22 protein-coding genes are annotated in these 23,183 nt (G+C 61.3%); 7 read left to right on the top strand and 15 right to left on the bottom strand.

What is annotated here, in order from left to right:
* Nucleotides 1-3: 3 nt before the first annotated feature.
* Nucleotides 4-525 (top strand): CsiV family protein, encoded by a 522-nt coding sequence (locus tag CXP40_RS17980; protein ID WP_106734871.1) that lies wholly within the window; start codon nt 4-6, stop codon nt 523-525.
* Between the two features lie 53 nt (nt 526-578).
* Here the strand turns inward: CXP40_RS17980 and CXP40_RS17975 are convergent, their stop codons facing one another.
* From CXP40_RS17975 to CXP40_RS17960, 4 genes are read right to left on the bottom strand one after another with little or no spacing between them, the layout of a single operon-like run.
* Nucleotides 579-1,316 carry an S-methyl-5'-thioinosine phosphorylase gene (locus tag CXP40_RS17975; RefSeq protein ID WP_106734870.1) on the bottom strand — a complete coding sequence of 246 codons (738 nt, stop codon included), beginning with the start codon at nt 1,314-1,316 and terminating at the stop codon, nt 579-581.
* A gap of 9 nt (nt 1,317-1,325) precedes the next feature.
* Entirely contained in the window at nt 1,326-2,324 is a 999-nt protein-coding gene (nagZ, locus tag CXP40_RS17970) for a beta-N-acetylhexosaminidase (protein ID WP_106734869.1), read from the bottom strand.
* A gap of 4 nt (nt 2,325-2,328) precedes the next feature.
* Nucleotides 2,329-2,862, bottom strand: coding sequence for a L,D-transpeptidase (locus tag CXP40_RS17965; protein WP_106734868.1), 534 nt, complete (start codon nt 2,860-2,862; stop codon nt 2,329-2,331).
* Between the two features lie 49 nt (nt 2,863-2,911).
* Nucleotides 2,912-3,619, bottom strand: coding sequence for a TetR/AcrR family transcriptional regulator (locus CXP40_RS17960; RefSeq protein ID WP_106734867.1), 708 nt, complete (start codon nt 3,617-3,619; stop codon nt 2,912-2,914).
* A gap of 228 nt (nt 3,620-3,847) precedes the next feature.
* Between CXP40_RS17960 and lexA the strand changes: the two genes are divergently transcribed.
* The gene (lexA, locus tag CXP40_RS17955) at nt 3,848-4,462 is read left to right on the top strand and encodes a transcriptional repressor LexA (protein ID WP_099526447.1); all 615 of its coding nucleotides are present in this window, start codon (nt 3,848-3,850) and stop codon (nt 4,460-4,462) included.
* A 9-nt stretch (nt 4,463-4,471) separates the two neighbouring features.
* Nucleotides 4,472-4,945: an SOS-induced cell division inhibitor SulA gene (gene sulA, locus CXP40_RS17950; protein ID WP_106734866.1), complete on the top strand. Its 474-nt coding sequence runs from the start codon at nt 4,472-4,474 to the stop codon at nt 4,943-4,945.
* A 73-nt stretch (nt 4,946-5,018) separates the two neighbouring features.
* Here the strand turns inward: sulA and CXP40_RS17945 are convergent, their stop codons facing one another.
* The 6 genes from CXP40_RS17945 to fadB form a co-directional block, all read right to left on the bottom strand.
* Nucleotides 5,019-5,255, bottom strand: a complete 237-nt coding sequence (locus CXP40_RS17945) for a hypothetical protein (protein WP_003462072.1) — start codon at nt 5,253-5,255, stop codon at nt 5,019-5,021.
* An 80-nt stretch (nt 5,256-5,335) separates the two neighbouring features.
* Nucleotides 5,336-5,854, bottom strand: a complete 519-nt coding sequence (locus CXP40_RS17940; RefSeq protein WP_099526449.1) for a DUF6586 family protein — start codon at nt 5,852-5,854, stop codon at nt 5,336-5,338.
* Nucleotides 5,855-5,934: 80 nt separating this feature from the next.
* On the bottom strand, nt 5,935-8,544 hold the full coding sequence (gene topA, locus CXP40_RS17935; protein WP_106734865.1) for a type I DNA topoisomerase: 2,610 nt from the start codon (nt 8,542-8,544) through the stop codon (nt 5,935-5,937).
* Between the two features lie 247 nt (nt 8,545-8,791).
* Nucleotides 8,792-9,034: a DUF1653 domain-containing protein gene (locus CXP40_RS17930; RefSeq protein WP_099526451.1), complete on the bottom strand. Its 243-nt coding sequence runs from the start codon at nt 9,032-9,034 to the stop codon at nt 8,792-8,794.
* A gap of 73 nt (nt 9,035-9,107) precedes the next feature.
* A complete protein-coding gene (gene fadA, locus CXP40_RS17925) occupies nt 9,108-10,283 on the bottom strand; it encodes an acetyl-CoA C-acyltransferase FadA (protein ID WP_099526452.1) in 1,176 nt (391 codons plus the stop codon).
* Between the two features lie 30 nt (nt 10,284-10,313).
* A complete protein-coding gene (gene fadB, locus CXP40_RS17920; RefSeq protein WP_099526453.1) occupies nt 10,314-12,461 on the bottom strand; it encodes a fatty acid oxidation complex subunit alpha FadB in 2,148 nt (715 codons plus the stop codon).
* A gap of 468 nt (nt 12,462-12,929) precedes the next feature.
* Here fadB and CXP40_RS17915 point away from each other — a divergent pair, with 468 nt between their 5' ends.
* Both CXP40_RS17915 and CXP40_RS17910 read left to right on the top strand, forming a co-directional pair.
* On the top strand, nt 12,930-13,751 hold the full coding sequence (locus CXP40_RS17915; RefSeq protein ID WP_099526454.1) for a hypothetical protein: 822 nt from the start codon (nt 12,930-12,932) through the stop codon (nt 13,749-13,751).
* Nucleotides 13,752-13,900: 149 nt separating this feature from the next.
* Nucleotides 13,901-14,350 (top strand): universal stress protein, encoded by a 450-nt coding sequence (locus CXP40_RS17910; protein ID WP_017361528.1) that lies wholly within the window; start codon nt 13,901-13,903, stop codon nt 14,348-14,350.
* Nucleotides 14,351-14,447: 97 nt separating this feature from the next.
* Here CXP40_RS17910 and CXP40_RS17905 read toward each other — a convergent pair whose 3' ends face one another.
* Together CXP40_RS17905 and CXP40_RS17900 are read right to left on the bottom strand one after the other, a co-directional pair.
* Complete coding sequence (locus CXP40_RS17905; protein ID WP_099526455.1) at nt 14,448-15,134, bottom strand: hypothetical protein; 687 nt, start codon at nt 15,132-15,134, stop codon at nt 14,448-14,450.
* Nucleotides 15,135-15,152: 18 nt separating this feature from the next.
* Nucleotides 15,153-17,078, bottom strand: coding sequence for an ATP-binding cassette domain-containing protein (locus CXP40_RS17900; RefSeq protein WP_106734919.1), 1,926 nt, complete (start codon nt 17,076-17,078; stop codon nt 15,153-15,155).
* 236 nt (nt 17,079-17,314) lie between these two features.
* On the opposite strand from CXP40_RS17900, the gene CXP40_RS17895 reads away from it, so the two are divergent.
* Nucleotides 17,315-19,246 (top strand): transglycosylase SLT domain-containing protein, encoded by a 1,932-nt coding sequence (locus CXP40_RS17895; protein ID WP_106734864.1) that lies wholly within the window; start codon nt 17,315-17,317, stop codon nt 19,244-19,246.
* A gap of 139 nt (nt 19,247-19,385) precedes the next feature.
* Here CXP40_RS17895 and CXP40_RS17890 read toward each other — a convergent pair whose 3' ends face one another.
* The 3 genes from CXP40_RS17890 to yegS form a co-directional block, all read right to left on the bottom strand.
* Entirely contained in the window at nt 19,386-20,192 is an 807-nt protein-coding gene (locus CXP40_RS17890; RefSeq protein ID WP_106734863.1) for an MOSC domain-containing protein, read from the bottom strand.
* Between the two features lie 151 nt (nt 20,193-20,343).
* On the bottom strand, nt 20,344-21,276 hold the full coding sequence (locus CXP40_RS17885) for a chemotaxis protein CheV (RefSeq protein ID WP_099526458.1): 933 nt from the start codon (nt 21,274-21,276) through the stop codon (nt 20,344-20,346).
* A gap of 92 nt (nt 21,277-21,368) precedes the next feature.
* A complete protein-coding gene (yegS, locus tag CXP40_RS17880) occupies nt 21,369-22,286 on the bottom strand; it encodes a lipid kinase YegS (RefSeq protein WP_106734862.1) in 918 nt (305 codons plus the stop codon).
* Between the two features lie 176 nt (nt 22,287-22,462).
* Between yegS and CXP40_RS17875 the strand changes: the two genes are divergently transcribed.
* Nucleotides 22,463-23,161, top strand: coding sequence for a pirin family protein (locus CXP40_RS17875; RefSeq protein WP_106734861.1), 699 nt, complete (start codon nt 22,463-22,465; stop codon nt 23,159-23,161).
* The last annotated feature ends 22 nt before the right edge of the window (nt 23,162-23,183 follow it).

Raw genomic sequence — 23,183 nt, 5'->3', positions numbered from 1 at the left:
CCCATGCGCCCATTGCACCTGATCGCCCTGCTGCTCTGCCTGCTCGCCCCGAGCGCCTTCGCCGAACGCCTGTATCAGGTGGAACTGCTGGTATTCCGCCAGGCCGGTGACGCGGTGATCGCGCCGAAGATCGCCCCCGACGACTGGGCCGGCACCGCCCTGCCGATCGCCGGCAGCGAGCGCCCCACCAGCCTCGACAGCGAAGCAGCCAAGCTCAACCCGGGTAATGGCTATGAGGTTCTGCTGCACAAGGCCTGGAGCCAGACGCTGAGCACCACAGCGAGCCGCGTAGCCGTCAACAGTGGCGAGGCGCACCTCGGCCACTACCCGGTCGAAGGCACCCTCGCCTTCACCCAGGATCGCTTCGCCGATCTGGACCTGGAACTGTGGATCAACCGCTTCAGTGCCGACGGCCTGCTGGAAAGCAGCGAACACATGAAAGTCGCCCAACGCCTGAAGGACAACAGCCTGACCTACCTCGATCACGGCAGCCTCGGCGCCCTGGTGCGCATCAGCCCGCTGTAAGGGGAGGTAACGAAAAGGGCCGCTAAGCGGCCCTTTTCATTTGCTTAGAGAAGCTAGTCACTCAGCACGCGCGCCAATACCGCCTTGATCGTGCCCATGCCCTGCTCCAGCACCCGTTCGATTTCGCCCATGGTGATCAGGCCACTGGTCTTGCCCGCAGCAGGATTCACCACCAGCGCCAGACAGGCATAAGGCAACGCCAGCTCACGCGCCAGTGCAGCCTCGGGCATTGCGGTCATGCCGACCAGATCACAGCCGTCACGCTCCATCCGCACGATCTCCGCCGCCGTTTCCAGGCGCGGCCCCTGCGTGCAGCCGTACACGCCATGGCTGCTGAATGCAGCACCTTCAGCGCTCAACGCCGCGATCAGGCGCTCGCGCAATGCCGCATCGTAGGGGCAACTGAAATCCACGTGCGTCACGTGATCCAGCTCACCCTCGAAAAAGGTGTGCGCACGACCGGCCGTGTAATCGATGAGCTGATGCGGCACGCAAAAATGTCCCGCCCCCATCGCCGCATGAATGCCACCCACAGCATTGACCGCAACAATCTCGCGCGCCCCTGCATGCTTCAACGCCCACAGGTTGGCGCGGTAGTTGATCTGATGCGGAGCAATCCGATGCGGTTGGCCGTGACGCGCCAGAAACAACACCTCGCGCCCGCCGTACTCGCCACGCAGGATATCGGCCGAGGGCGTGCCGTAGGGCGTATCCAGTGTCATCGCCTGACGAATCACCAGGCCTTCGAGCTGCGTCAGGCCGGTACCACCGATGATTGCATAAACGGTCATGTTGAGCCCTCAGTCGAGCAGATGCGCCGCTCTGAGCGCAGCCACCGCCGCAGACCAACGCGGCGCCTGACGATAATCGGTGCACGCGTGGCCGCGCCCACGCATGCGCTGCAGTCGCTCGGCCGGGGTGACCTGCAAGCGCTGCAATGCGCTGAGGGCCAGTTCCGCCGAGCCCCGATCATTGCACACCAGGCCCATGTCACAGCCAGCAGCAAGCGCCGCCTCGATACGTTTGCCGGCATCGCCGACCACGTGCGCACCGGCCATGGACAGGTCGTCACTGAAGATCACGCCGTCGAAGCCCAGCTCGCCGCGCAGGATGTCCTGCAGCCAGCGACGAGAGAAACCCGCCGGCTGCTCATCGACCTGCGGATAGATGACATGCGCCGGCATCACCGCATCGAGCTCGCCAGCCAGACGCTTGAACGGCTGCATGTCACAGGCACGAATCTCATCGAGGCTGCGCTCGTCGACCGGAATGGCCACGTGAGAGTCCGCCTCAGCCCAGCCATGCCCGGGGAAATGCTTGCCGGTCGCTGCCATACCCGCCTGGTGCATGCCGCGGATGAACGCAGCAGCCAGCGTGGTTGCGCGCTGCGGGTCGCCCTCGAAAGCGCGACTGCCGACCACCGCACTGCGCTGATGGTCGAGATCGAGGACCGGAGCGAAGCTGAGATCCAGCCCGACGGCCAGCACCTCGGTCGCCATCAGCCAGCCGCAATGCTCGGCAAGCACTTCGGCATTGTCGTTGTCGGCGATCGCGCGCATCGCCGGCAGACGCAGAAATCCCTGGCGCAGACGCTGCACCCGGCCGCCCTCCTGGTCCACGGCCAGCAGCAGGTCCGGGCGCACGGCACGAATGCTCTGACACAACTCGCGCACCTGGCGTGGCGATTCGATGTTGCGGGCGAAAATGATCAAGCCACCCACCTCGGGCTGGCGCAGCATCTGGCGATCCTCGGCGGTCAGCCAGGTGCCGGCGATGTCCATCATCAAAGAGCCTTGCATAAACCTATTCCTTACGTGAAATCTTGGCCTGCGCCCACTGCGGGCAGGCTGCTTCGTCGATACGCACCCGGCAGTGCGGCGGCACGCGATCAAAAAGCGCCAGCATGTCGGCGTTGCGCAAACGGATGCAGCCATGGGACAACGGCTCGCCCATGGGTTCCGTGTCCGGGGTGCCGTGAAGATAGATGTAGCGACGGAAGGTATCGACCTCGCCCAGGCGATTGCGCCCCGACTCGAGACCGCTCAACCAAAGAATGCGGGTAAGGATCCAGTCACGGCCGGGAAACTGCTCGTGCAGTTGCGGCGACCATACCTCACCGGTCCAGCGACGCCCGCGCAACACGGCCGCCAGAGGCAGACCGGCGCCGATCTTCGCGCGCACTTGATGCAGCCCGCGCGGCGTGCAACCCGAGCCATTACGCTCACCTGCGCCGTTGCGTGCGGTGGATACGGGAAAACACACTATCAGCCGCCCAGCACTGAAGCCGTAGAGCGCCTGATCAGCAATGGAGATGTGGAGTAAATCAAGATCGGACATGGGCCGCTAGCTTAGCCGAAGGACGAAGCCAAGCCCACCTGCCGCCCGGTCAAACCTTGGGGGCAGCGCTTGGCGTCTTGGTCCGGGGCTTGAGTTGTGCGCCGGCCAACGCAGGATCGTTGACCCCGGTTTCCGAACGCATACCGGCGGCGAGGAATGGCACCATCATCCGCATCACCTGCTCGATCGAGGTGTTGACGCCGAAATCGGTCTCGGCCATCGCGCGCAAGGCCTTGATACCGGACATGCTGAACGCCGCAGCACCGAGCATGAAGTGCACACGCCAGAACAGCTCCAGTGGTGGAATACGCGGCGCAGCCTCATGTACCAACAGCATGTAACGACGGAAAACCTTGCCGTAAACCTCTTCCAGGTATTTGCGCAGGTGACCCTGGCTCTGGCTGAAGGCCAAACCGAGCAGGCGCATGAAGATGGAAAGATCGTTGCCGCTGCGCGGCTTGACGGCCAGAGCCTGTTCGACCAGAAGCTCGAGCAACTCCTCCAGGGAAACCTGGGTGTCGGACTTGGCCTGACGGCGATCGAGTTCTTTTTCCAGGCTGGCACAGAAAGGCCCGAGGAAGCGCGAGAAGACCGCTTGAATCAGCGCCTTCTTCGAACCGAAGTGATAATTGACGGCAGCCAGGTTGACCCCAGCCTTGCTGGTGATCAGCCGCAATGAAGTTTCGGCGAAGCCTTTTTCCGCGAACAGCTGTTCCGCAGCATCGAGAATGCGTTCAACGGTTTCCGACTGAGCCATGAGCTATCACCTGACAAACACTTGTTTGAAACATACGTTTCATCCCACTGAATTGTCAAGCCGCACGAGCCGTCTTTTGGCCGGCTGGTCACAGCTTACAACAAGCAGAGACGCAGATTACTCGGCATGGGTAACAAGCCGGAGGACAGGCATCTGCAAAATGGGCGTTGCCAAGAGTCGCTTACTGTATATAATCCCAGCCACTGTATAAAAAGACAGAGCCCAGCCATGCTGAAACTGACGCCACGCCAAGCCGAGATTCTCGCCTTCATCAAACGCTGCCTGGAAGACAACGGCTACCCACCCACCCGTGCGGAAATCGCTCAGGAACTGGGGTTCAAATCACCCAATGCAGCAGAAGAGCACCTCAAGGCCCTCGCACGCAAGGGGGCCATCGAAATGACCCCAGGCGCTTCGCGCGGCATTCGCATTCCTGGCTTCGAGGCAGGCGCGGCGAACGAGGACGAAGGCCTTCCGGTCATTGGCCGCGTTGCTGCCGGCGCACCGATCCTCGCCCAGCAACATGTCGAGGAATCCTGCCAGATCAACCCCGCGTTCTTTCAGCCCAAAGCCGACTACCTGCTGCGTGTGCGCGGCATGAGCATGAAGGATATCGGCATTTTCGATGGCGATCTGCTCGCCGTGCACACCACCCGTGAAGCCCGTAACGGCCAGATCGTCGTCGCCCGTATCGACGATGAAGTGACGGTCAAACGCTTCAAGCGCGAGGGCAACAAGGTCTGGCTGATTGCCGAGAACCCCGAGTTTGCCCCGATCGAAGTGGACCTGGAAAACCAGGATCTGGTCATCGAAGGTTTGAGCGTCGGTGTAATCCGCCGCTGAGGAGACACCATGTACGTGCAGCAGTCGTTCGAGCGCCCACAACTTCCCCTTTTCGACGCGTTCCTTGGCCGAACGCCGAATGAGCCACTGGTCGCAGCCCATGACATCTCTCGCAGTGAGGATGATCAGGCTTTCAGCGAATTGGCTCTACGTGGCGCTGCTGGGCACTGCCTGCACTTACTGGCGCCGATTCTGCGAGAGCTGAGCCAGAATCAGGACGCACGCTGGCTGACCTTGGTAGCGCCGCCGGCAAGCCTCACGCAAAGCTGGCTGCGCGATGCAGGGCTGAACCGTGAACGAATCCTGCTGCTGCATCCGCGACAAGGGCAGAAGGCCCTGGAATTGGCCGAAGAAGCTCTCAAGCTGGGTCGCAGCCATACCGTGATCAGTTGGTTGCATCCGGTCGAGAGCAGCACTCGCCAGCGCCTTGCACAGGCGGCCAACACTGGTGGCGCGCAGAGCCTGAACATCAGCCTGGGTTAGCTGACCACGACTTCGCTTGCGGAAATGAAAACGGGCTCCAATGGAGCCCCGTTTTTCGTTGAGACGCAGTAAATCAGTGGAGAACGCGCGAGCCTTCTTCTTCACCACTGAAATCACCCTCAGCCATTCGGCCAGCCATCTGCACACCAACATTGAGCATGGCCTTGGCCACCTCGATGTGTTGCCCCTGCAGGAAAGCCTTGGCATCAGCGGAGAAATCCAGGGTCACCAACGCCTCTTCATCCTCTGCGCGACGCAGGGCAATGCGCCCATCGGGCAGTTCGACGATTTCCAGGAAGGATGTAGGCATGGCTCAGTCTCTGTGCAAAAACACGACATTGTAACAGCCAGCCGGGATCATCCCCAGCCCACTGGTCCAGTTAAACCCAATCAGCACTCGCTCAGGCCTTCGCGGAAACGTAGCACCAGCGCCTTGAGCTGCTGCCGCCAGGCATCGACATCATCGATGCTCAGCTCGGCCGGCTCCTCGCCAACACTGACGGCGGTGATCAACGGCATGGACGGATCGACCTTGGCCTTGCGCTCCTCACGCGGCGGCTGAAACAAACCAGCATAGGCCGCCAGCAGTTCGGCCAGCCAGGTTTCGCGCTGCTGAGCCAACTCCACCAACTCGGCCAGCTCGGGGCTGGGCGCCCCTTCGAGTACGGCCTGCTGCACGAACGCCTCGACACGCGAAGGCGCGGCGTCGTTCATGCGGTAGTAACCGGCGATCTCATGACACACCCCAAGAAGCCCACCGTACAGGTGAAACAGCGCAGCTTCGCGCTCAGCCTGCACCAGCGCCTGTACGTTGAACGCGGTGGAAGCCTCGGCCTTGCGCCAGTTATCCAGGGCGATACCGGCGAAGAAGATCTTCTGATTGGTGCGGGTATAGATTTCTTTGGCCATTGCGGCGACCTCCACAGCAGATCGGGTCATGATACGCGCGTCGCACCAAGGCAGACGCGCTTCTCGTCAGAGCGCAGAGATCAGCGCTTGTCCTCGACCTTCCACTTGCCGCCATCGAAGAACGCACGCCAGCCGGTCGGTTTGCCATCGACCTCGGACTGCACGTACTGCTCCTTGGTCTTGCGGCTGTAGCGAATCACCGCTGGGCGGCCATCCGGGTCCTTCTGTGGAGCATCGCAAAGAAAGTGGTACTTGGGATCGATCTCGTGCTTGTGCGGAACGATTTCCAGCACCAGAGGTGCACGCGTCTCGCGATTCTTGGGGAACTGGCTGGCCGCGAGGAACAGGCCCGATGCACCGTCACGCAGCACGTAGGTGTCATCCACCTTCTCGCACTTGAGCTCAGGCATCTCCACCTTGTCCATCTTCGGCGGCGCCGCTTCGCCGTTCTTGAGCAGCTTGCGGGTGTTCTTGCAGCTGGCATTGGTGCAACCGAAGAACTTGCCGAAACGGCCCGTCTTGAGCTGCATCTGGCTGCCGCACTTGTCGCACTCCAGACTTGGGCCTTCATAACCCTTGATGCGGTACTGACCCTGCTCGATCTCGTAACCCGTGCAATCGGGGTTGTTGCCACAGATGTGCAGCTTGCGGGTTTCATCGAGCAGGTAGGCATCCATGGCTGTGGAGCAGATCGGGCAGCGATGCTTGCCAAGCAACACGCGGGATTCGGACTCACCCTCGTCGTCGGCAGCAATCTCGTCGCCCGGCACCAGGTTGATGGTGGCCTTGCAACGTTCCTTCGGCGGCAGCGCATAACCGGAGCAACCCAGGAACACGCCGGTGGAGGCAGTGCGGATCATCATCGGCCGGCCGCACTCGCGGCAGGGGATGTCGGTCAGTGTCGGCTGGTTGGCACGCATGCCGCCCTCGCCTGCTTCGGCCACTTCGAGCTTCTTCTTGAAGTCACCGTAGAACTCATCGAGCAGATGCTTCCACTCGCGCTCACCCTGGGCCACATCGTCGAGATGCTCTTCCATGGTGGCGGTAAAGCTATAGTCCATCAGGTTGGCGAAACTCTCGTCGAGACGCTCGGTGACGATATCGCCCATCTTCTCGGCATAGAAGCGACGGTTGTGCACCGTGACGTAACCGCGATCCTGAATGGTGGAAATGATCGCTGCATAGGTGGACGGACGGCCGATACCGCGCTTTTCCAGCTCCTTGACCAGACTTGCTTCGGAATAACGCGCCGGCGGCTTGGTGAAGTGCTGGCTGGGGTCGAGCTGGATCAGCTTGAGGCCCTCGCCCTCTTTCATTTCCGGCAGGACGTCGTCCTCGCCCGGCTTGCTCTGCTGCGGCAGTACGCGGGTGTAACCGTCGAACTTGAGAATGCGGCCCTTGGCGCGCAGCTCGAAGTTGCCGGCAGCCACCGTGACGCTGGTGGACAGGTACTCGGCCGGCGGCATCTGGCAGGCCACGAACTGACGCCAGATCAGGTCATACAGGCGCTCGGCATCGCGCTCCATGCCGGAGAGCTGGGTCGGACGCAAGTTGACGTCGGACGGACGAATCGCTTCGTGCGCCTCCTGAGCGCCTTCCTTGCTCGAATACAGATTGGGCTTACCCGGCAGGTACTTGTCGCCGTACTCGCTGCCGATGAAGCCACGCACCATCTCTACTGCGTCGTTCGACAGGTTGGTCGAGTCGGTACGCATATAGGTGATGTAACCCGCCTCGTAGAGACGCTGAGCCATCATCATGGTCTTCTTCACGCCGAAGCCCAGACGGTTGCTCGCAGCCTGCTGCAGGGTGGAGGTGATGAAAGGCGCCGACGGCTTGCTGCTGGTCGGGCGGTCTTCGCGCTTGACCACGCTGTAGCTGGAAGCCTTGAGCTTCTCCAGCGCCGCCATGGCCTGCGCTTCGTTGACCGGTTTGAATGCCGAGCCGTCTTCGCGAACGACTTCGAAGCGCACCTTGGCGTTCTTCGCGGTGCCGAGATCAGCGTGCACTTCCCAGTATTCTTCCGGGACGAAGGCACGAATTTCTTTTTCACGCGCAACGACCAGCTTCACCGCCACCGACTGTACGCGACCGGCAGACAGGCCACGGGCGATCTTGGCCCACAGCAGCGGCGAAACCATGTAGCCCACTACGCGGTCGAGAAAACGGCGTGCCTGCTGGGCGTTGACGCGGTTGATGTCCAGCTCACCGGGTTTGGAGAAAGCATCCTGAATCGCCTTCTTGGTGATCTCGTTGAACACCACGCGCTTGTAGCGGCTGTCATCACCACCGATGGACTCGCGCAGGTGCCAGGCGATGGCCTCCCCTTCGCGATCCAAGTCGGTTGCGAGATAGATGGTGTCAGCATCCTTGGCCAGGCGGCGCAGCTCTTCGATCACCTTTTCCTTGCCAGGCAGGATCTCGTACTTGGCCTTCCAGCCATGCTCGGGGTCGACACCCATGCGGGTGAACAGCTGGCGTTTGGCCTTTTCCTTGGGCGACAGCGCAGGCGCCTCACCGGCGGCAGCCTTGCCACGCTTGGCAGGCTCCTTGGTGGCGCTTGCCGAGCCGCTGGTAGGCAGGTCACGGATGTGGCCGATGCTCGACTTCACCACGTACTGGCTGCCCAGGTACTTGTTGATGGTCTTGGCCTTGGCCGGGGATTCCACGATGACCAGCGATTTGCCCATGGATCAGAAAATTCCTGAATTGCGAAATATAGAAGGCTGGGAGCCATATGAGCCTGCTCACGAGCTCGTGAGCTAGAGTGATACAAGGCAAAAACAAGCGAGGAAGCGGAGTTTACGAGTGGTAAATGAGCATTCCGAGCTTGTTTTTAACGCAGTAGCGCCGACGCGCAACAGATCGTGAACAGGTTCTAAGGCCCCGCTATATATAGTGGCGACCGAGCGAAGGTCAAGCGCAGGGGTTGCACAGTCAGGCTTGCGAAGCGCCGATAGGGCTGACTTCGGCCTGAATCAAAGCAAAGCGTGGAACGCGCTTGCCGTCCACCTCGATCTCTTCACAGAACATGCTCAGCGGCCGCACCCACAGGCCAAACTCGCCGTACAGGGCCTGGTAAACCACAACCTCTTCCTCGTTCTCGGAATGGCGCGCCACCCCGAATACGCGGTACTGCGGGCCTTTGTAGTGGCGATAGAGTCCTGGCTGCAACTGCATGAGCGGTTCCCGAAATAAAAAGCCGTAAAAAGCAAAACCGGGGCACTAGGCCCCGGTTTCTGTCCGCTGGCGCTTAAACGCGCTCGAAGACGGTGGTGATGCCTTGGCCAAGGCCCACACACATGGTGGAGACACCAAAGGTGCCGCCGTTCTGTTTCATGACGTTGAGCAGGGTACCGGAGATACGGGCACCGGAACAACCGAAGGGGTGACCCAGGGCGATCGCGCCGCCGTGCAGGTTGACCTTCTCTTCCATCTTGTCGAGCAGCTTCAGATCCTTCAGCACAGGCAGGGCCTGGGCTGCGAAGGCTTCGTTAAGCTCGACGAAGTCGATGTCAGCCATGCTCAGGCCGGCGCGCTTGAGCGCCTTCTGCGTGGACGGCACCGGACCGTAGCCCATGATCGCCGGATCGACACCGGCAACGGCCATGGCACGAACCACGGCCATCGGCTGGATACCCAGGTCCTGGGCGCGCTGGGCGCTCATGACGATCATGCAGGAAGCGCCATCGGTGATCTGCGAGGAAGTCCCTGCAGTCACGGTGCCGCCTTTCGGGTTGAACGCAGGCTTCAGCGCAGCCAGGCTTTCAAGGGTGGTTTCCGGACGAATGGTTTCGTCGAAATCGAACATCTTCAGGAAACCATTCTCGTCGTAGCCTTGCATCGGGATGATTTCATCCTTGAACTTGCCTTCGACGGTGGCCTTGTGCGCCAGACGGTGCGAACGCTCACCGAAGGCGTCCTGCTGCTCACGGCTGATGCCATGCATCTTGCCCAGCATTTCAGCGGTCAGACCCATCATGCCGGACGCTTTGGCGGCGTACAGCGACAGGTGCGGGTTCGGGTCGACACCATGCATCATGCCGACGTGGCCCATGTGCTCCACACCGCCGACGACGAACACATCGCCGTTACCGGTCTGGATCGCCTGCACGGCAGTGTGCAGGGCGCTCATGGACGAACCGCACAGGCGGCTGACGGTCTGGCCAGCGCTGGTGTGCGGGATCTGGGTCATCAGCGACGCCATGCGCGCGATGTTCCAGCCCTGCTCCAGGGTCTGGTTGACACAGCCCCAGATCACGTCCTCGACTTCAGCCGGATCGACCTTGGCATTACGCTCCAGCAGCTTGCTGATCAGGTGCGCGGACATGGTCTCGGCGCGGGTGTTGCGGTGCATGCCGCCCTTGGAACGACCCATCGGGGTACGACCGAAGTCGACGATCACTGCATCTCTAGGATTCAGGCTCATATTTCTACTCTCGCTCTGTTCGCTGCACGGTTAACCGAAGAACTTCTGGCCCTTGGCGGCCATTTCGCGAAGTTTTGCGGTCGGGTGGTACAGGGCGCCCAGCTCGGCATACTTGTCAGCCAGGGCGACGAATTCAGCAACACCGATGGAATCGATGTAGCGCAGCGCACCGCCACGGAAGGGAGGGAAGCCGATACCGTAGATCAGGCCCATATCGGCCTCGGCTGCGGTGTCGACGATGCCGTCTTCCAGGCAACGAACGGTTTCCATGCACAGCGGGATCATCATGAAATTGATGATGTCCTCGTCGGTGACTTCACGCTCTTCGACCACGATGGACTTGAGCAGCTCGTAAGCAGCCGGGTCAGTGACCTTCTTCGGCTTGCCGCGCTTGTCGGTCTCGTAGGCGTAGAAACCCTTGCCGTTCTTCTGACCCAGGCGATTGGCGTCGTACATCACGTCGACGGCAGTCTTGCCTTCCACGGCCATACGGTCCGGGAAGCCTTCAGCCATCACGTCACGGCCATGGTGGCCAGTGTCGATACCGACCACGTCGGAGAGGTAAGCCGGGCCCATGGGCCAGCCGAACTTCTCCATCACCTTGTCGATACGCACGAAGTCGACACCGAAGCCCAACAGCTTGGAGAAGCCGCCGAAGTACGGGAACAGCACACGGTTGACCAGGAAGCCCGGGCAGTCGTTGACCACGATCGGGTTCTTGCCCATTTTCTTGGCGTAGGCAACGGTGGTGGCAACGGCCACTTCGCTGGACTTCTCGCCACGGATGACTTCCACCAGCGGCATCATGTGCACCGGGTTGAAGAAGTGCATGCCGACGAAGTTTTCCGGACGCTTGAGCGCCTGGGCCAACAGGCTGATGGAGATGGTCGAGGTGTTGGAGGCCAGGATGGCGTCTTCACGCACCACGCCTTCCACTTCTGCCAGCACGATCTGCTTGACCTTCGGGTTCTCGACCACGGCTTCGACGACGATGTCGACGTTACCGAAATCACCGTAGGACATGGTCGGGCGGATGGCGTTGAGGGCCTCAGCCATCTTCGCAGGGGTCATGCGGCCCTTCTCGACGCGCTTGCCGAGCAGCTTGGAAGCCTCGTTCAAGCCCATCTGGATACCCTCTTCACGGATATCCTTCATCAGGATCGGCGTACCTTTGGAAGCCGACTGGTAGGCGATACCACCACCCATGATGCCGGCGCCGAGTACGGCAGCCAGTTTCACGTCGCGGGCGATTTCGTCGTGGTGCTTGGCTTTCTTTTTCAGCTCCTGATCATTCAGGAACAGGCCGATCAGGCTCTCGGCAACCGAGGTCTTGGCCAGTTTGACGAAGCCGGCAGCTTCAACTTCCAGCGCCTTGTCACGGCCGAAGTTGGCGGCTTTCTGAATGGTCTTGATCGCCTCGACCGGAGCCGGGTAGTTCGGGCCGGCCTGGCCAGCGACGAAGCCCTTGGCGGTCTCGAAGCACATCATCTGCTCGATGGCGTTGAGCTTGAGCTTTTCCAGCTTGGGCTGGCGCTTGGCCTTGTAGTCCAGCTCACCGGAGATGGCGCGCTTGACCAGATCCAGAGCGGCGGCCTGCAGCTTGTCTGCACTGACCACAGCATCGACGGCGCCCACTTTCAGGGCGTCTTCGGCGCGGTTTTCCTTGCCCGATGCGATCCACTCGACGGCGTTGTCCGTACCGATCACGCGCGGCAGACGCACGGTGCCACCGAAGCCTGGGTAGATGCCCAGTTTGACTTCTGGCAGGCCGATCTTGGCGCTATCGCTCATGACACGGTAGTCACCGGCCAGGCACATCTCGAAACCGCCACCCAGGGCGATGCCGTTGATGGCGACGACGGTCGGCACGGCGAGGTCTTCGAAATCACTGAAGATCTTGTTGGCTTCCAGGTTGCCAGCCACCAGTTCTTCGTCGGGCAGTTTGAAGTTGTCGACGAATTCGGTGATATCGGCACCGACGATGAACACGTCTTTGCCACTGGTGACAATCACGCCCTTGATCGAACCGTCAGCCTTGATCGCGTCGACGGAGGCGCGCAGCTCATTGAGGGTAAGACGGTTGAATTTGTTGACGGACTCACCCTTGAGGTCGAACTTCAATTCGACGATGCCACTCTCAAGAGCCTTAACCGTGATGGCTTTACCTTCGTAAATCATCAACTGATCTCCACGGTATGGAAGCTGAACAGTACACATCGGAGCCAACCGGCAGGCTAGCCTGCGGCAGCGCCGCACGAGCATAGCCCCAATCGGTACGACACACCCACCGACGCGATATTCGGGCTGTAATGGCGCGCCTAACAAGGCAAACGCTCAATTCATACGCCCGTTTGATTTGGGTGTGCACACCTTCAGGGAAAACCCTGCGCTTGTCAATTGGCCTCTTTTCGTCGATTTCCCGACGATTTCTGCAGGCCTGGTCATTCGTGGCCTCCAGCCGATTTCGATAAACAGCGTCAATAACGCACTATTGCGAGCGTTTTCCTGCTTGATACGGGCACTCCCGGATGCCTAGCCAAATCGCTACGCTCCGGGTACAGTCGTCTCACTTTCAGCTGGCACAGCGCCACCTGAAGGCAATACAAAAACAAATCGAGCCCCACGATGGGCCATATGGAGTCACCAATGTCGAGCCGCCGTTCGCTTGCATTCCCCCTGAGCGCCCTGCTCGTTTTTCTCTTCACGCTGCTCTCCCCGCCCCTTCTCAGCGCCGCGCCGGCCGATGATCTGCTGCGCTTGCACCAGTTGCGCCTGGCAACGCAAAAAAGCCTGGGCGACTTCTACATGTACAACGGCATGGAAGGTGATCAACGCTACGCGCGGATGATTGGCGAATCCCTGCAGGCAGGCCAATCGCACCTGGACGGCATGGGAGAAATGCCCGGGGATGCGAGCAAGGCGCTGCGCGCGCAGCTGCAAACCAATTGGCAAAGTTACCGCAGCGGGCTCCAGACACTGATGGACGCCATGCGCAGCCAGGGCTTCACTGACCTGCAACCCGTCGCCGATCTGGCCGAGAACAACCAACGCATCATGGCCATTAGTCAGGAGCTGTATCTGAAGATTCAGCAAGAAAGCGGTTTCAGCGTACCGCAGCTGACGCAGAAGAGCCGTGAGCAAAGCCTGCTGATGCAGAATATCGCGCTGGACTATGCTTCACGCAGTGCCTCGGTCGGCGCCAGCTTCTTCGGCGGCGGCGAAGAACGCGCCATCGATGAGCTGGCAGGCGAATTCGCCAGCAAGTTGGACAATCTCAGCACCGCCCAGCAGAACACTCCGGAGATCAGCGCAGCGCTGAACTCCATCGGCACCAAATGGCGTTACATCGAGAAATCCCTGCGCAACTACAACGAAAACACCGTACCTTTCCTGATCAGCAAGTATTCCGACAGCATCATCGAAGGTCTGGAAGGTGTTGCGGCCCAATACGCTGCCTCCCAGCATTGATGCCCCAGATTTCCGGCCTGCCTGGCCCAACTATTGCCCGGTGCTCGCACCGGGCTTTTCTTTGCCTTATTTAACGACCAGTCGCCCTGCCCCACACAATGGGGCCATACTTGATACAGAGCCATTTGCCCCTTTGAGGAGAACTCACCATGCCCTACCAGCACATTCTGGTCGCCGTCGACCTGACCGAGGAATGCGACCCTGTAGTGGTACGCGCGCAGAAACTGGCGCAGGCCAGTGGCGCCAAAATGTCCCTGGTACATATCGTCGAACCGATGGCCATGGCCTTTGGTGGTGACGTACCGATGGACCTGTCGATGCTGCAGCAACAGCAGTTCGAGCAGGCCCGCGAGCGCCTGGACAGCTTCACCGGCAAGTATCCCGAACTGACCGCGGACCAGCGCCACCTGGCTTATGGCCAACCGCGCCAGGAAATTCACCGCCTGGCTGAAGAACAGGGTTGCGATCTGATCGTGGTTGGCAGCCATGGCCGCCACGGCCTGGCGCTGCTGCTGGGTTCCACCGCTAATGACGTGCTGCATGGCGCGCCCTGCGACGTGCTCGCAGTGCGCCTGAAGAAAGGCGAAAAAGGCGCTTAAGTGTAGGGTGCGCCATGCGCACCAGATGCAGCACTGACGGCATCGAGACCTTTGCAACTGTGGTGCGCGCAGCGCACCCTACGAAGGCCGCAGTTGCCTACTCGAACGACTCGCCCGCACTCATGACCAGCGGGCGGATCTTCTGCAGCTGGGTCTCCAGCGACACCGTCATGCTCGATGACATCGAGAAGAAGGTCAGGAAGGCCTTGAGGTTGGAGTCGCCTTCGCAGGTGTCGTGAATACGCTGCCAGAAGGCCTGGTTGACCAGTTTCAGTTGCTGGAACAGGCGCACCAGCCCTTTCAGCTCCCAATCGGCCAGACGCCCCTCGCGCATATTGAAATACTGCCGCGACAGGTACAGCGATACCGCACGCAGGATGAATTCCTGATTGTTGGCAAACGGCAGATGGTGCTGCGCCATCGGCTTCAGGCGCGCCAGCACTGGGCAGGCGCTGGTGGCCATGATCACGCCGAGCAGCGCACGCAGGCCCTCTTCCAAGCCGACGTGCTTGGTGTACTCACGCTCCGGCGTGCGCACCCAGACGCTGGCCTTCTTGAACGCTGGCAGACCACGAAAATCCTCGATCACCCGATGCAGATCGACCGCTGCCGGACAATGGCTGAACTGGTCGCGACTCAATGGGCAATTGCTGCACTGCTGATGTTCAAGGCGCGTCCAGGCGGGAGCCTGTTGCGCCTGAATGGGGTCATATTCGCGATTCAGCTCGATCCGATAGCTGAACTGATGATTGTCGTCGAGAGTAATGCGGTACTCGATGGCCATTGCCCGTTCGTTCCTTCGTCAGCCTTCCAGCTCTGCCCAGCGCTCGAGCAACGCGTCCATTTCCGTCTGCAAGCGCTCGAGACGCGCCAATACTTCCGTGGTGATCTGCACCGGCTGCTGATAGAAGGCAGGATCGGATACCTGCTCCTGTACCGCAGCCATTTCCTGCTCCAGAGCATCGATCTGCCCGGGAATCGCTTCCAACTCGCGCTGCAGCTTGTAGCTTAGTTTCTTCTTCGCAGGCTCTACGCTCTCTTGAGCGGGAGTCACTGCGGCCGGGGTCGGCGCCTCGACGATGGCCGTGGCCAGCTCGGCCTTGCCGGACTTGCTTTCACCCACGCCGAGCAAACGCGGCGAGCCGCCCTGGCGCAGCCAATCCTGATAGCCACCAACGTACTCGCGCACCTTGCCTTCGCCCTCGAATACCAGGGTGCTGGTCACGACGTTATCGAGGAAGGCACGATCGTGGCTGACCATCAGCACGGTGCCAGGGAAGTTGAGCAGCACTTCTTCGAGCAGTTCCAGGGTTTCTACGTCCAGATCGTTGGTCGGTTCGTCCAGCACCAAAAGGTTGGCCGGCTTGCTGAACAACTTGGCGAGCAACAGTCGTGCCCGTTCGCCACCTGATAGTGCTTTTACAGGGGTACGAGCACGTTGCGGACTGAACAGGAAGTCGCCCAGATAGCTCAGCACATGGCGGTTCTGGCCATCGATAGTGATGAAGTCGCGCCCCTCGGCAACGTTGTCGATCACCGTCTTTTCCGGTTCGAGCTGGTGACGTAATTGGTCGAAATACGCCACTTCCAGTTTGGTGCCGACCTCGATCTTGCCACTGCTCGGTTGCAGGTCGCTGAGCAGCAGCTTGAGCAGAGTGGTCTTACCGGTACCGTTGGCACCAAGCAGGCCGATACGGTCACCGCGCTGCAGGACCATGGAGAAATCCTTGACCAGGAAGGGACCGCCGGCGTGAGCGAAGCTGACGTTCTCCGCCACCATCACCTGCTTGCCGGACTTGTCCGCCGTATCGAGCTGGATATTCGCCTTGCCCTGGCGTTCGCGGCGCTCGCTACGTTCCGCGCGCATCGCCTTGAGCGCACGCACGCGCCCCTCGTTACGGGTGCGGCGGGCCTTGATGCCCTGACGAATCCACACTTCCTCCTGGGCCAGGCGCTTGTCGAACAGCGCGTTGGCGGTTTCCTCGGCAGCCAGTTGCTGCTCCTTGTGCACCAGGAAGCTGGCGTAGTCGCCATTCCAGTCGATCAGGCCACCACGATCCAGCTCGAGGATGCGCGTAGCCAGGTTCTGCAGGAAGGAACGGTCGTGGGTGATGAACAGCACGGCGCCGCCAAAGTCTTTCAGCGCCTCTTCCAACCAGGCGATGGCGCCGATGTCCAGGTGGTTGGTGGGCTCGTCGAGCAGCAGCAGATCCGGCTCGGACACCAGCGCCTGCGCCAGCAGCACGCGACGGCGCCAACCGCCGGAGAGCTCGGCCAGGGTCTTGTCCGCCGGCAGTTGCAGGCGGCTCAGGGTACTGTCGACCAGCTGCTGCAGGCGCCAGCCATCTTTGGCTTCCAGCTCCTGCTGCACGTGCATCAGTTGCTCGAGGTCGTCATCGCCCTGGATGTTCTGCGCCAGGTGGTGATAACGCGCCAGCAGCTCGCCAACACCGGCCAGGCCTTCGGCGACCACATCGAACACCGTGCGCTCATCGGCGCGCGGCAGTTCCTGCGGCAGCTCGCCAATCTTCAGCCCCGGTGCACGCCAGATCTCGCCGTCATCCGGCATCTGGTCGCCCTTAACCAGGCGCAGCATGCTCGATTTGCCAGTGCCATTACGGCCGATGATGCACACCCGCTCACCCCGCGCGATCTGCCAGGACACTCCATCGAGCAGGGGCATGGCGCCATAGGCGAGGGATACGTCGGCAAACTTGAGCAGGGTCATGGGCATCTCCAGAAACAGGCGGCGCATTCTACCCGAGTTACAGGTTGGCTGTGGCCGTTTCCACCCCAGCAGCGGGCACCTCGGCAAACACTCGCAATAGCACTGCGCCATGCATTTTTTCTGCATGTGTCCATCTGGCGCGACGGCATTCACCGCGCCCCGCTGAAGCGCTAAGCTAAGGGCATGCAACGATATGGAACCTGTTGCCCCATTCTCTGCTTGCCCCTGGAAATGCCATGCGCGGTCGCCTTCTTTCTGTAGTTTCCTGCTTGATTTTCACCACCACTGCTGGCCTGGCCAGTGCCGAAGCCGCCACTCTGGCGCAGCAGCGCCAGTACTACGATGAAGCCAAGCGCGCCCTGGCCAAGGGCGACAGCGGCCCCTATCGCCAGTACGCCAGCGCCCTGCGCGACTACCCGCTGACGCCATATCTGGCCTATGACGAACTGACCAACCGTCTGCGATCAGCGAGCAATGCGGAAATAGAAAAGTTTCTGGCCGAACATGGTGACCTGCCTCAGGCCAGCTGGATGAAACTGCGCTGGCTGCGCGCGCTGGCCGAGCGTGGTGACTGGAAGCCCTTCCTCGATCACTACGATGCCAAGCTCAACTTCACTGAACTGGATTGCCTGTATGGCCAGTACCAGCTCAGCCACGGCCTGACTGCCGAAGGCAACGCTACCGCCGAGAAGCTCTGGCTGGTGGGCAAATCCCAGCCCAACGCCTGTGACCCCCTGTTCGAGCGCTGGGCCGCCAATGGCCAGCTCACCGAACAGCGCCGCTGGCAGCGCACCAAACTGGCGGTGGAAAGCGGCAACTACGGCTTGGCCAACTTCCTGATCAAGGGCATGCCAACGCTTGGCGAGCGCGGCAAGCTGATGGTCGAGGTCGCACAGAAACCGCAACTGCTGAAAAACACCGCGCGTTTCGCTCCAGCCGATGACGCCATGAGCGACGTGGTCGGCCTCGGCCTGCGCCGCCTGGCCCGGCAGAACCCCGAAGACGCCCTGGCCCTGCTCGACGGCTACGCCCAGCGTATGAAGTTCTCCTCGGACGAGCAGGTCGCCATCGCCCGCCAGATCGGTCTGCGCCTGGCACAACGCTTCGACCTGCGCGGCCTGCAAGTCATGGCCAAGTACGACCCGCAACTGCGTGACAACACCGTCAGCGAATGGCGCGCGCGCCTGCTGCTGCGTCACGGCCGCTGGGAAGAAGCCTATCAGCTGACCCAGAAGATGCCGTCCGATCTGGCCAGCAGCAACCGCTGGCGCTACTGGAACGCGCGCAGCCTGCAACTGGCGCAACCCAACAGCCATCAACCGGAAGTACTGTTTCAGGCCCTGGCCAAGGAGCGCGACTTTTACGGCTTCATGGCCGCCGATCAGGTCAAGGCACCTTACTCGTTGAACAACCAGCCGCTGGCACTCGACCCGAAGGTGGTGCAGAAGGTACGCAACACCGCCGGTATCAAGCGCGCCATGGAATTCCATGCACGCGGCCAGATCGTCGATGGTCGCCGCGAGTGGTATCACGTCAGCCGCCTGTTCAGCCGCGATGAACTGGTGGCCCAGGCGCGCCTGGCCTACGAAATGGAGTGGTATTTTCCAGCCATCCGTACCATCAGCCAGGCCCAGTACTGGGACGACCTGGAAGTGCGCTTCCCCATGGCTCACCGCAGCGAACTGGTGCGTGAAGCCAAGCGCCGCGATCTGCATTCGAGCTGGGTTTTCGCCATTACCCGCCAGGAAAGCGCCTTCATGGCCGACGCCCGCTCCCACGCCGGCGCCATGGGCCTGATGCAACTGATGCCGGGTACAGCCAAGGAAACCGCACGCAAGTTCGGCATCCCCTTGGCATCGCCGCAACAGGCGCTCAACCCTGACACCAATATCCAGTTGGGCGCCGCCTATCTGAGTCAGGTATACGGTCAGTTCAATGGCAACCGCGTACTCGCCTCGGCCGCCTACAACGCCGGGCCCGGCCGCGTACGCCAGTGGCTGCGCGGCGCCAATCACCTCAGTTATGACGTCTGGGTGGAGAACATCCCGTTCGACGAGACCCGCCAGTACGTGCAGAACGTGCTGTCCTACTCGGTGATCTACGGCCAGAAGCTCAACGCACCGCACCCGCTGGTGGCGTGGAACGAGCGCTTCTTTGAGGATCAGTAAAACAAAAGCCCCGATCGGACTGGGTGTCTGATCGGGGCTCGCTGCTCCATACGCCTGGGCCGGACCGCGCTTCGGTTCAGTGCCGCGTTAGCCTCAGCCCAGCGACCGTACGCAGATCACGCGGCGCGCATGGCGCACCCTACTCCAGAATTTCAACCGGCATACCGATCTGTAGCTCACCCACACCTCGTGGCAAAAGATTCTGTCCGAAGTACACATCGCCATCGCGTTCCCGATAGGTCTTGAGCGTGGCCAGCGGCTCACGCTGGGCGTTGCGCTCGCCGGTCTGTGGGTCGATGGTGGTGAGGATGCAGCGCGAGCAGCCCTTGGCCACGTCGAACTCCACCTCGCCAATGCGGATGCGCTTCCAGCTGTCTTCGGCGTAAGGCTCACTGCCGGTGACGACCAGATTGGGGCGAAAACGCAGCATCGACAGCGATTGCCCGACGCGCTGAGAAAGATCGTCCAGCGACGCCTGGCCGATCAGCAGCAGCGGGAAACCGTCGGCAAAGGCCACGCGATCGCCCGGTTGCGCATAGGCGGTATCGACTTGGCGAGTGCGGCCTTCCGGCACCTGCACCAGGCGACAAGACTTACCTAGCATTTCGCTGAGCCAGGCAGCCGCTGCATCGCCCGCATCCGGCACGCGCAGGCTGTCACGCCAGACGATGACGCCACGCAGGTCCTGCTCGGGATCGGGCAACGCCACGGACAGATCCTCACGCCCCGGCGCACTCAGAGTCAGCCCACCGCGCGCATCGTACAGAGCGCTCAGCTGACTCATCTGCGGTAGCAGCCGTTGGGTGATGAAGCGGCCGTTGTCAGCGTCGACCAGCATCCAGCGCCGATCACCCTGCAGGCCGAGACCGTCGACCGCACTGCGCTGCAACACTTCGCCGCGGCCGGACTTGAGCGGATAACGGTACAGCCCCGAGAGACTCAGCATGGGTCAGGTTCCTGTTGGCAAAACGCCGTTATACGAGGTGACGGCGATGCTCACAAGCAACAAAACTCGGGAAATTTTGCAGATCAGTAACGCTCGCTCGGGCACCGGCAGCCATCGACGCTCGGCGGGTTGCACCCACCCTCCAGCAACTTTAGCGGGGTTCGTCCAACTCGAGGCGTTGACGTACCACGTCGACGAGCTTGTCCGGCTGGAACTTGGAGAGGAAGTTGTCGCAACCGACCTTCTTCACCATCGCCTCGTTGAAGCTGCCGGACAGCGACGTGTGCAGCACGACGTAGAGGTCCTTAAGGCGCGGATCGTTGCGAATCTCGCTGGTCAAGCGGTAGCCGTCCATCTCCGGCATTTCGGCATCGGTGAAGATCATCAGCAGCTTGTCGGTCATCACTTCGCCGCTATCCGCCCACTTCTTCAGCAAGTTCAGGGCTTTCAGACCATCGCCCGCCATGTGCAGGCGCATGCCCAGTTGGGTCAGGGTGTCGCGCAACTGGCTCAGCGCCACGCTGGAGTCGTCCACCAGCAGCACTTCACGACCGCGCGCCTTCTCCAGCAACGGATCGGCAAGTTTCTCTTCGGAGACCTTGGTGCTCATCGGCACGATCTCGGCCAGCACCTTTTCCACGTCGATGACCTCGACGATCTGCTCGTCGACCTTGGTGATCGCGGTCAGGTAATGCTGACGACCGGCGCCACCGGGCGGCGGTTGGATCGACTCCCAATTGAGGTTGAGGATGCGATCCACGCTGCCGACCAGGAAGGCCTGCACAGAGCGGTTGTATTCGGTGACGATGATGGTGCTGCGCTCATCCGGCACCAGCGGACGCATGCCGATGGCCTGGGACAGATCGATCACCGGCAGGGTCTGGCCACGCAGGTTGACCACACCGCAGACGAAGCGGTGACGCTGCGGCATCAACGTCAGTTTGGGCATCTGCAGGACTTCCTGCACCTTGAACACGTTGATGGCGAACAACTGCCGACCGGCCAGGCGGAACATGAGGATTTCCAGGCGGTTCTCGCCGACCAGTTGCGTGCGTTGATCTACTGAATCGAGGATGCCAGCCATCATGCGCTCCGAGGTATATAGATTGAGTCTAGTCTGCCGTTCGGGTTATCGGCGAACTGCCGGCATACTGAAGCCTTGCTGGCGCGCCGCCATCATGCCTCAGCCCCAGGCGCCTGACCAGCGAGCAAAGGCGAATGCCGGGGTAGATGCAGACGCAACGCGCCAGGTTGTGCGCTGAAGCGCAGACGCTTGCTTTCCATCGGCTCGCCATCGAGGTTCAAATCCAGCCCTTCCTGCGCCTCCACTTCCAGCCAGGGCAGCCGCGCGCTGACCGCGACGCTCTGCACACCATGCATCCCGCCCGAGAGCAATGTGCCCAGGGTGCTCACCACATCCTGCGCCGCCGGCACGATACAGACGTCCAGCAGGCCGTCGTCAATGGTCGCCTCTGGACAGAGCAGATGCCCTCCCCCAGCCTGGCGCCCGTTGCCGATGCCCAATGCCAGGAATTCGCCCTGCCACTCGAAGTCCGGCCCGTGAAACCGACCGGCGGCCGCACGCACTTCGGAAAAGCGGCTGAGCCCGGTGAGCAGATAGGCGGCGCCACCGAGGACCTTCTTGAGTTCCTCCGGCGTGTTGGCGGTGATGTTGGAGCCGAAACCGCCCGTGGCCATATTGAGGAAAGCGCGTTCACCGGCCATGCCCACGTCAACGGCCACCGGCTCGACCTCCAGCAGTGCCAGCGCGGCAGCCGGCGTCAGCGGTATGCCAGCAGCGTGGGCGAAATCATTGGCCGTGCCCAGCGGCAGCAGAGCCAGGCTCGCATCGGCCTGCGCCTTGACCAGCGCTTCGACCACATCACGCAGGGTGCCATCACCACCACCGGCAATCAGCGTCGGGTAACCAGCAGCCAGCCCTTCCTCGACCAGCCGCTCGGCGTCCCCGCCTTCCCAGGTCAGGCGCACGGCCAAATCCCAGCCACGCTCACGCAGGCCGCTCACGGCCGTCCTCACCTCTTCGTTCAACGCCTGCTTGCCATGCAGGATCAACCAGGCTTTGCGTTCGCGCATTGCACTGCTCCTTGAAGGAATCAGCGAAAGCCTAGTGCCTGGCCTTCGCGAAAATTAATCAAATTAATAGATATTAAAGCCGTAAATATTGCGCTTTTAAATCGATTAAACGGAATAGATCATAGCGCCATCGACGTTGCGCGGGACTCACCTCGCGCACGACTGGAGGATTGACCATGATCGATGTACGTCCGTTCGAACAACTCGGTGGTGCTCATCACGGCTGGCTCAACGCCCGTCACCACTTTTCCTTCGCCGAATATTACGACGCCGAGCGGATGAACTGGGGCCGCCTGCGCGTGTGGAACGACGACGAGATCGCTCCACATTCAGGCTTCCCGCCGCACCCACACCGCGACATGGAGATCATCACCTACGTTCGCGAAGGTGCCATCAGCCATGAGGACAACCTGGGCAACAAGGGCCGCACCGAGGCTGGCGATGTGCAGGTAATGAGTGCTGGGACCGGCATCGCTCACAGCGAGTACAACCTGGAGGATGAAATCACCAAAATCTTCCAGATCTGGATTCAGCCGAACCAGGCTGGCCTACCGCCCTCCTGGGGCGCCAAGCCTTTCCCCAAAGGCGACCGCTCAGGATCGTTCGTCACCCTGGCCAGCGGTTACGAGGAGGATGTCGATGCATTGCGTATCCGCACCGACGCACGCCTGGTGGCCGCCACGGTCAAGGCTGGACAGAGCGCCGAGTACGCCCTGCAGCCGGGTCGCAAAGCCTACCTGGTGGGCGCAACGGGTGCATTCAGCGTCAACGGCGTGAACGTCAAGGCACGTGATGGCGTGGCCATCGCCGATGAAGCGTTGATCCGCATCGAGGCGCAGGAAGACAGCGAGATCGTGCTGGTGGATGTCGCCTGATGCACACACCATCGCCCTCCAT

It is taken from the genome of Pseudomonas sp. YY-1 (assembly GCF_002843095.1).
Taxonomy (GTDB): domain Bacteria; phylum Pseudomonadota; class Gammaproteobacteria; order Pseudomonadales; family Pseudomonadaceae; genus Aquipseudomonas; species Aquipseudomonas sediminis_A.
This window is presented reverse-complemented; position numbering and strand designations above follow the sequence as displayed.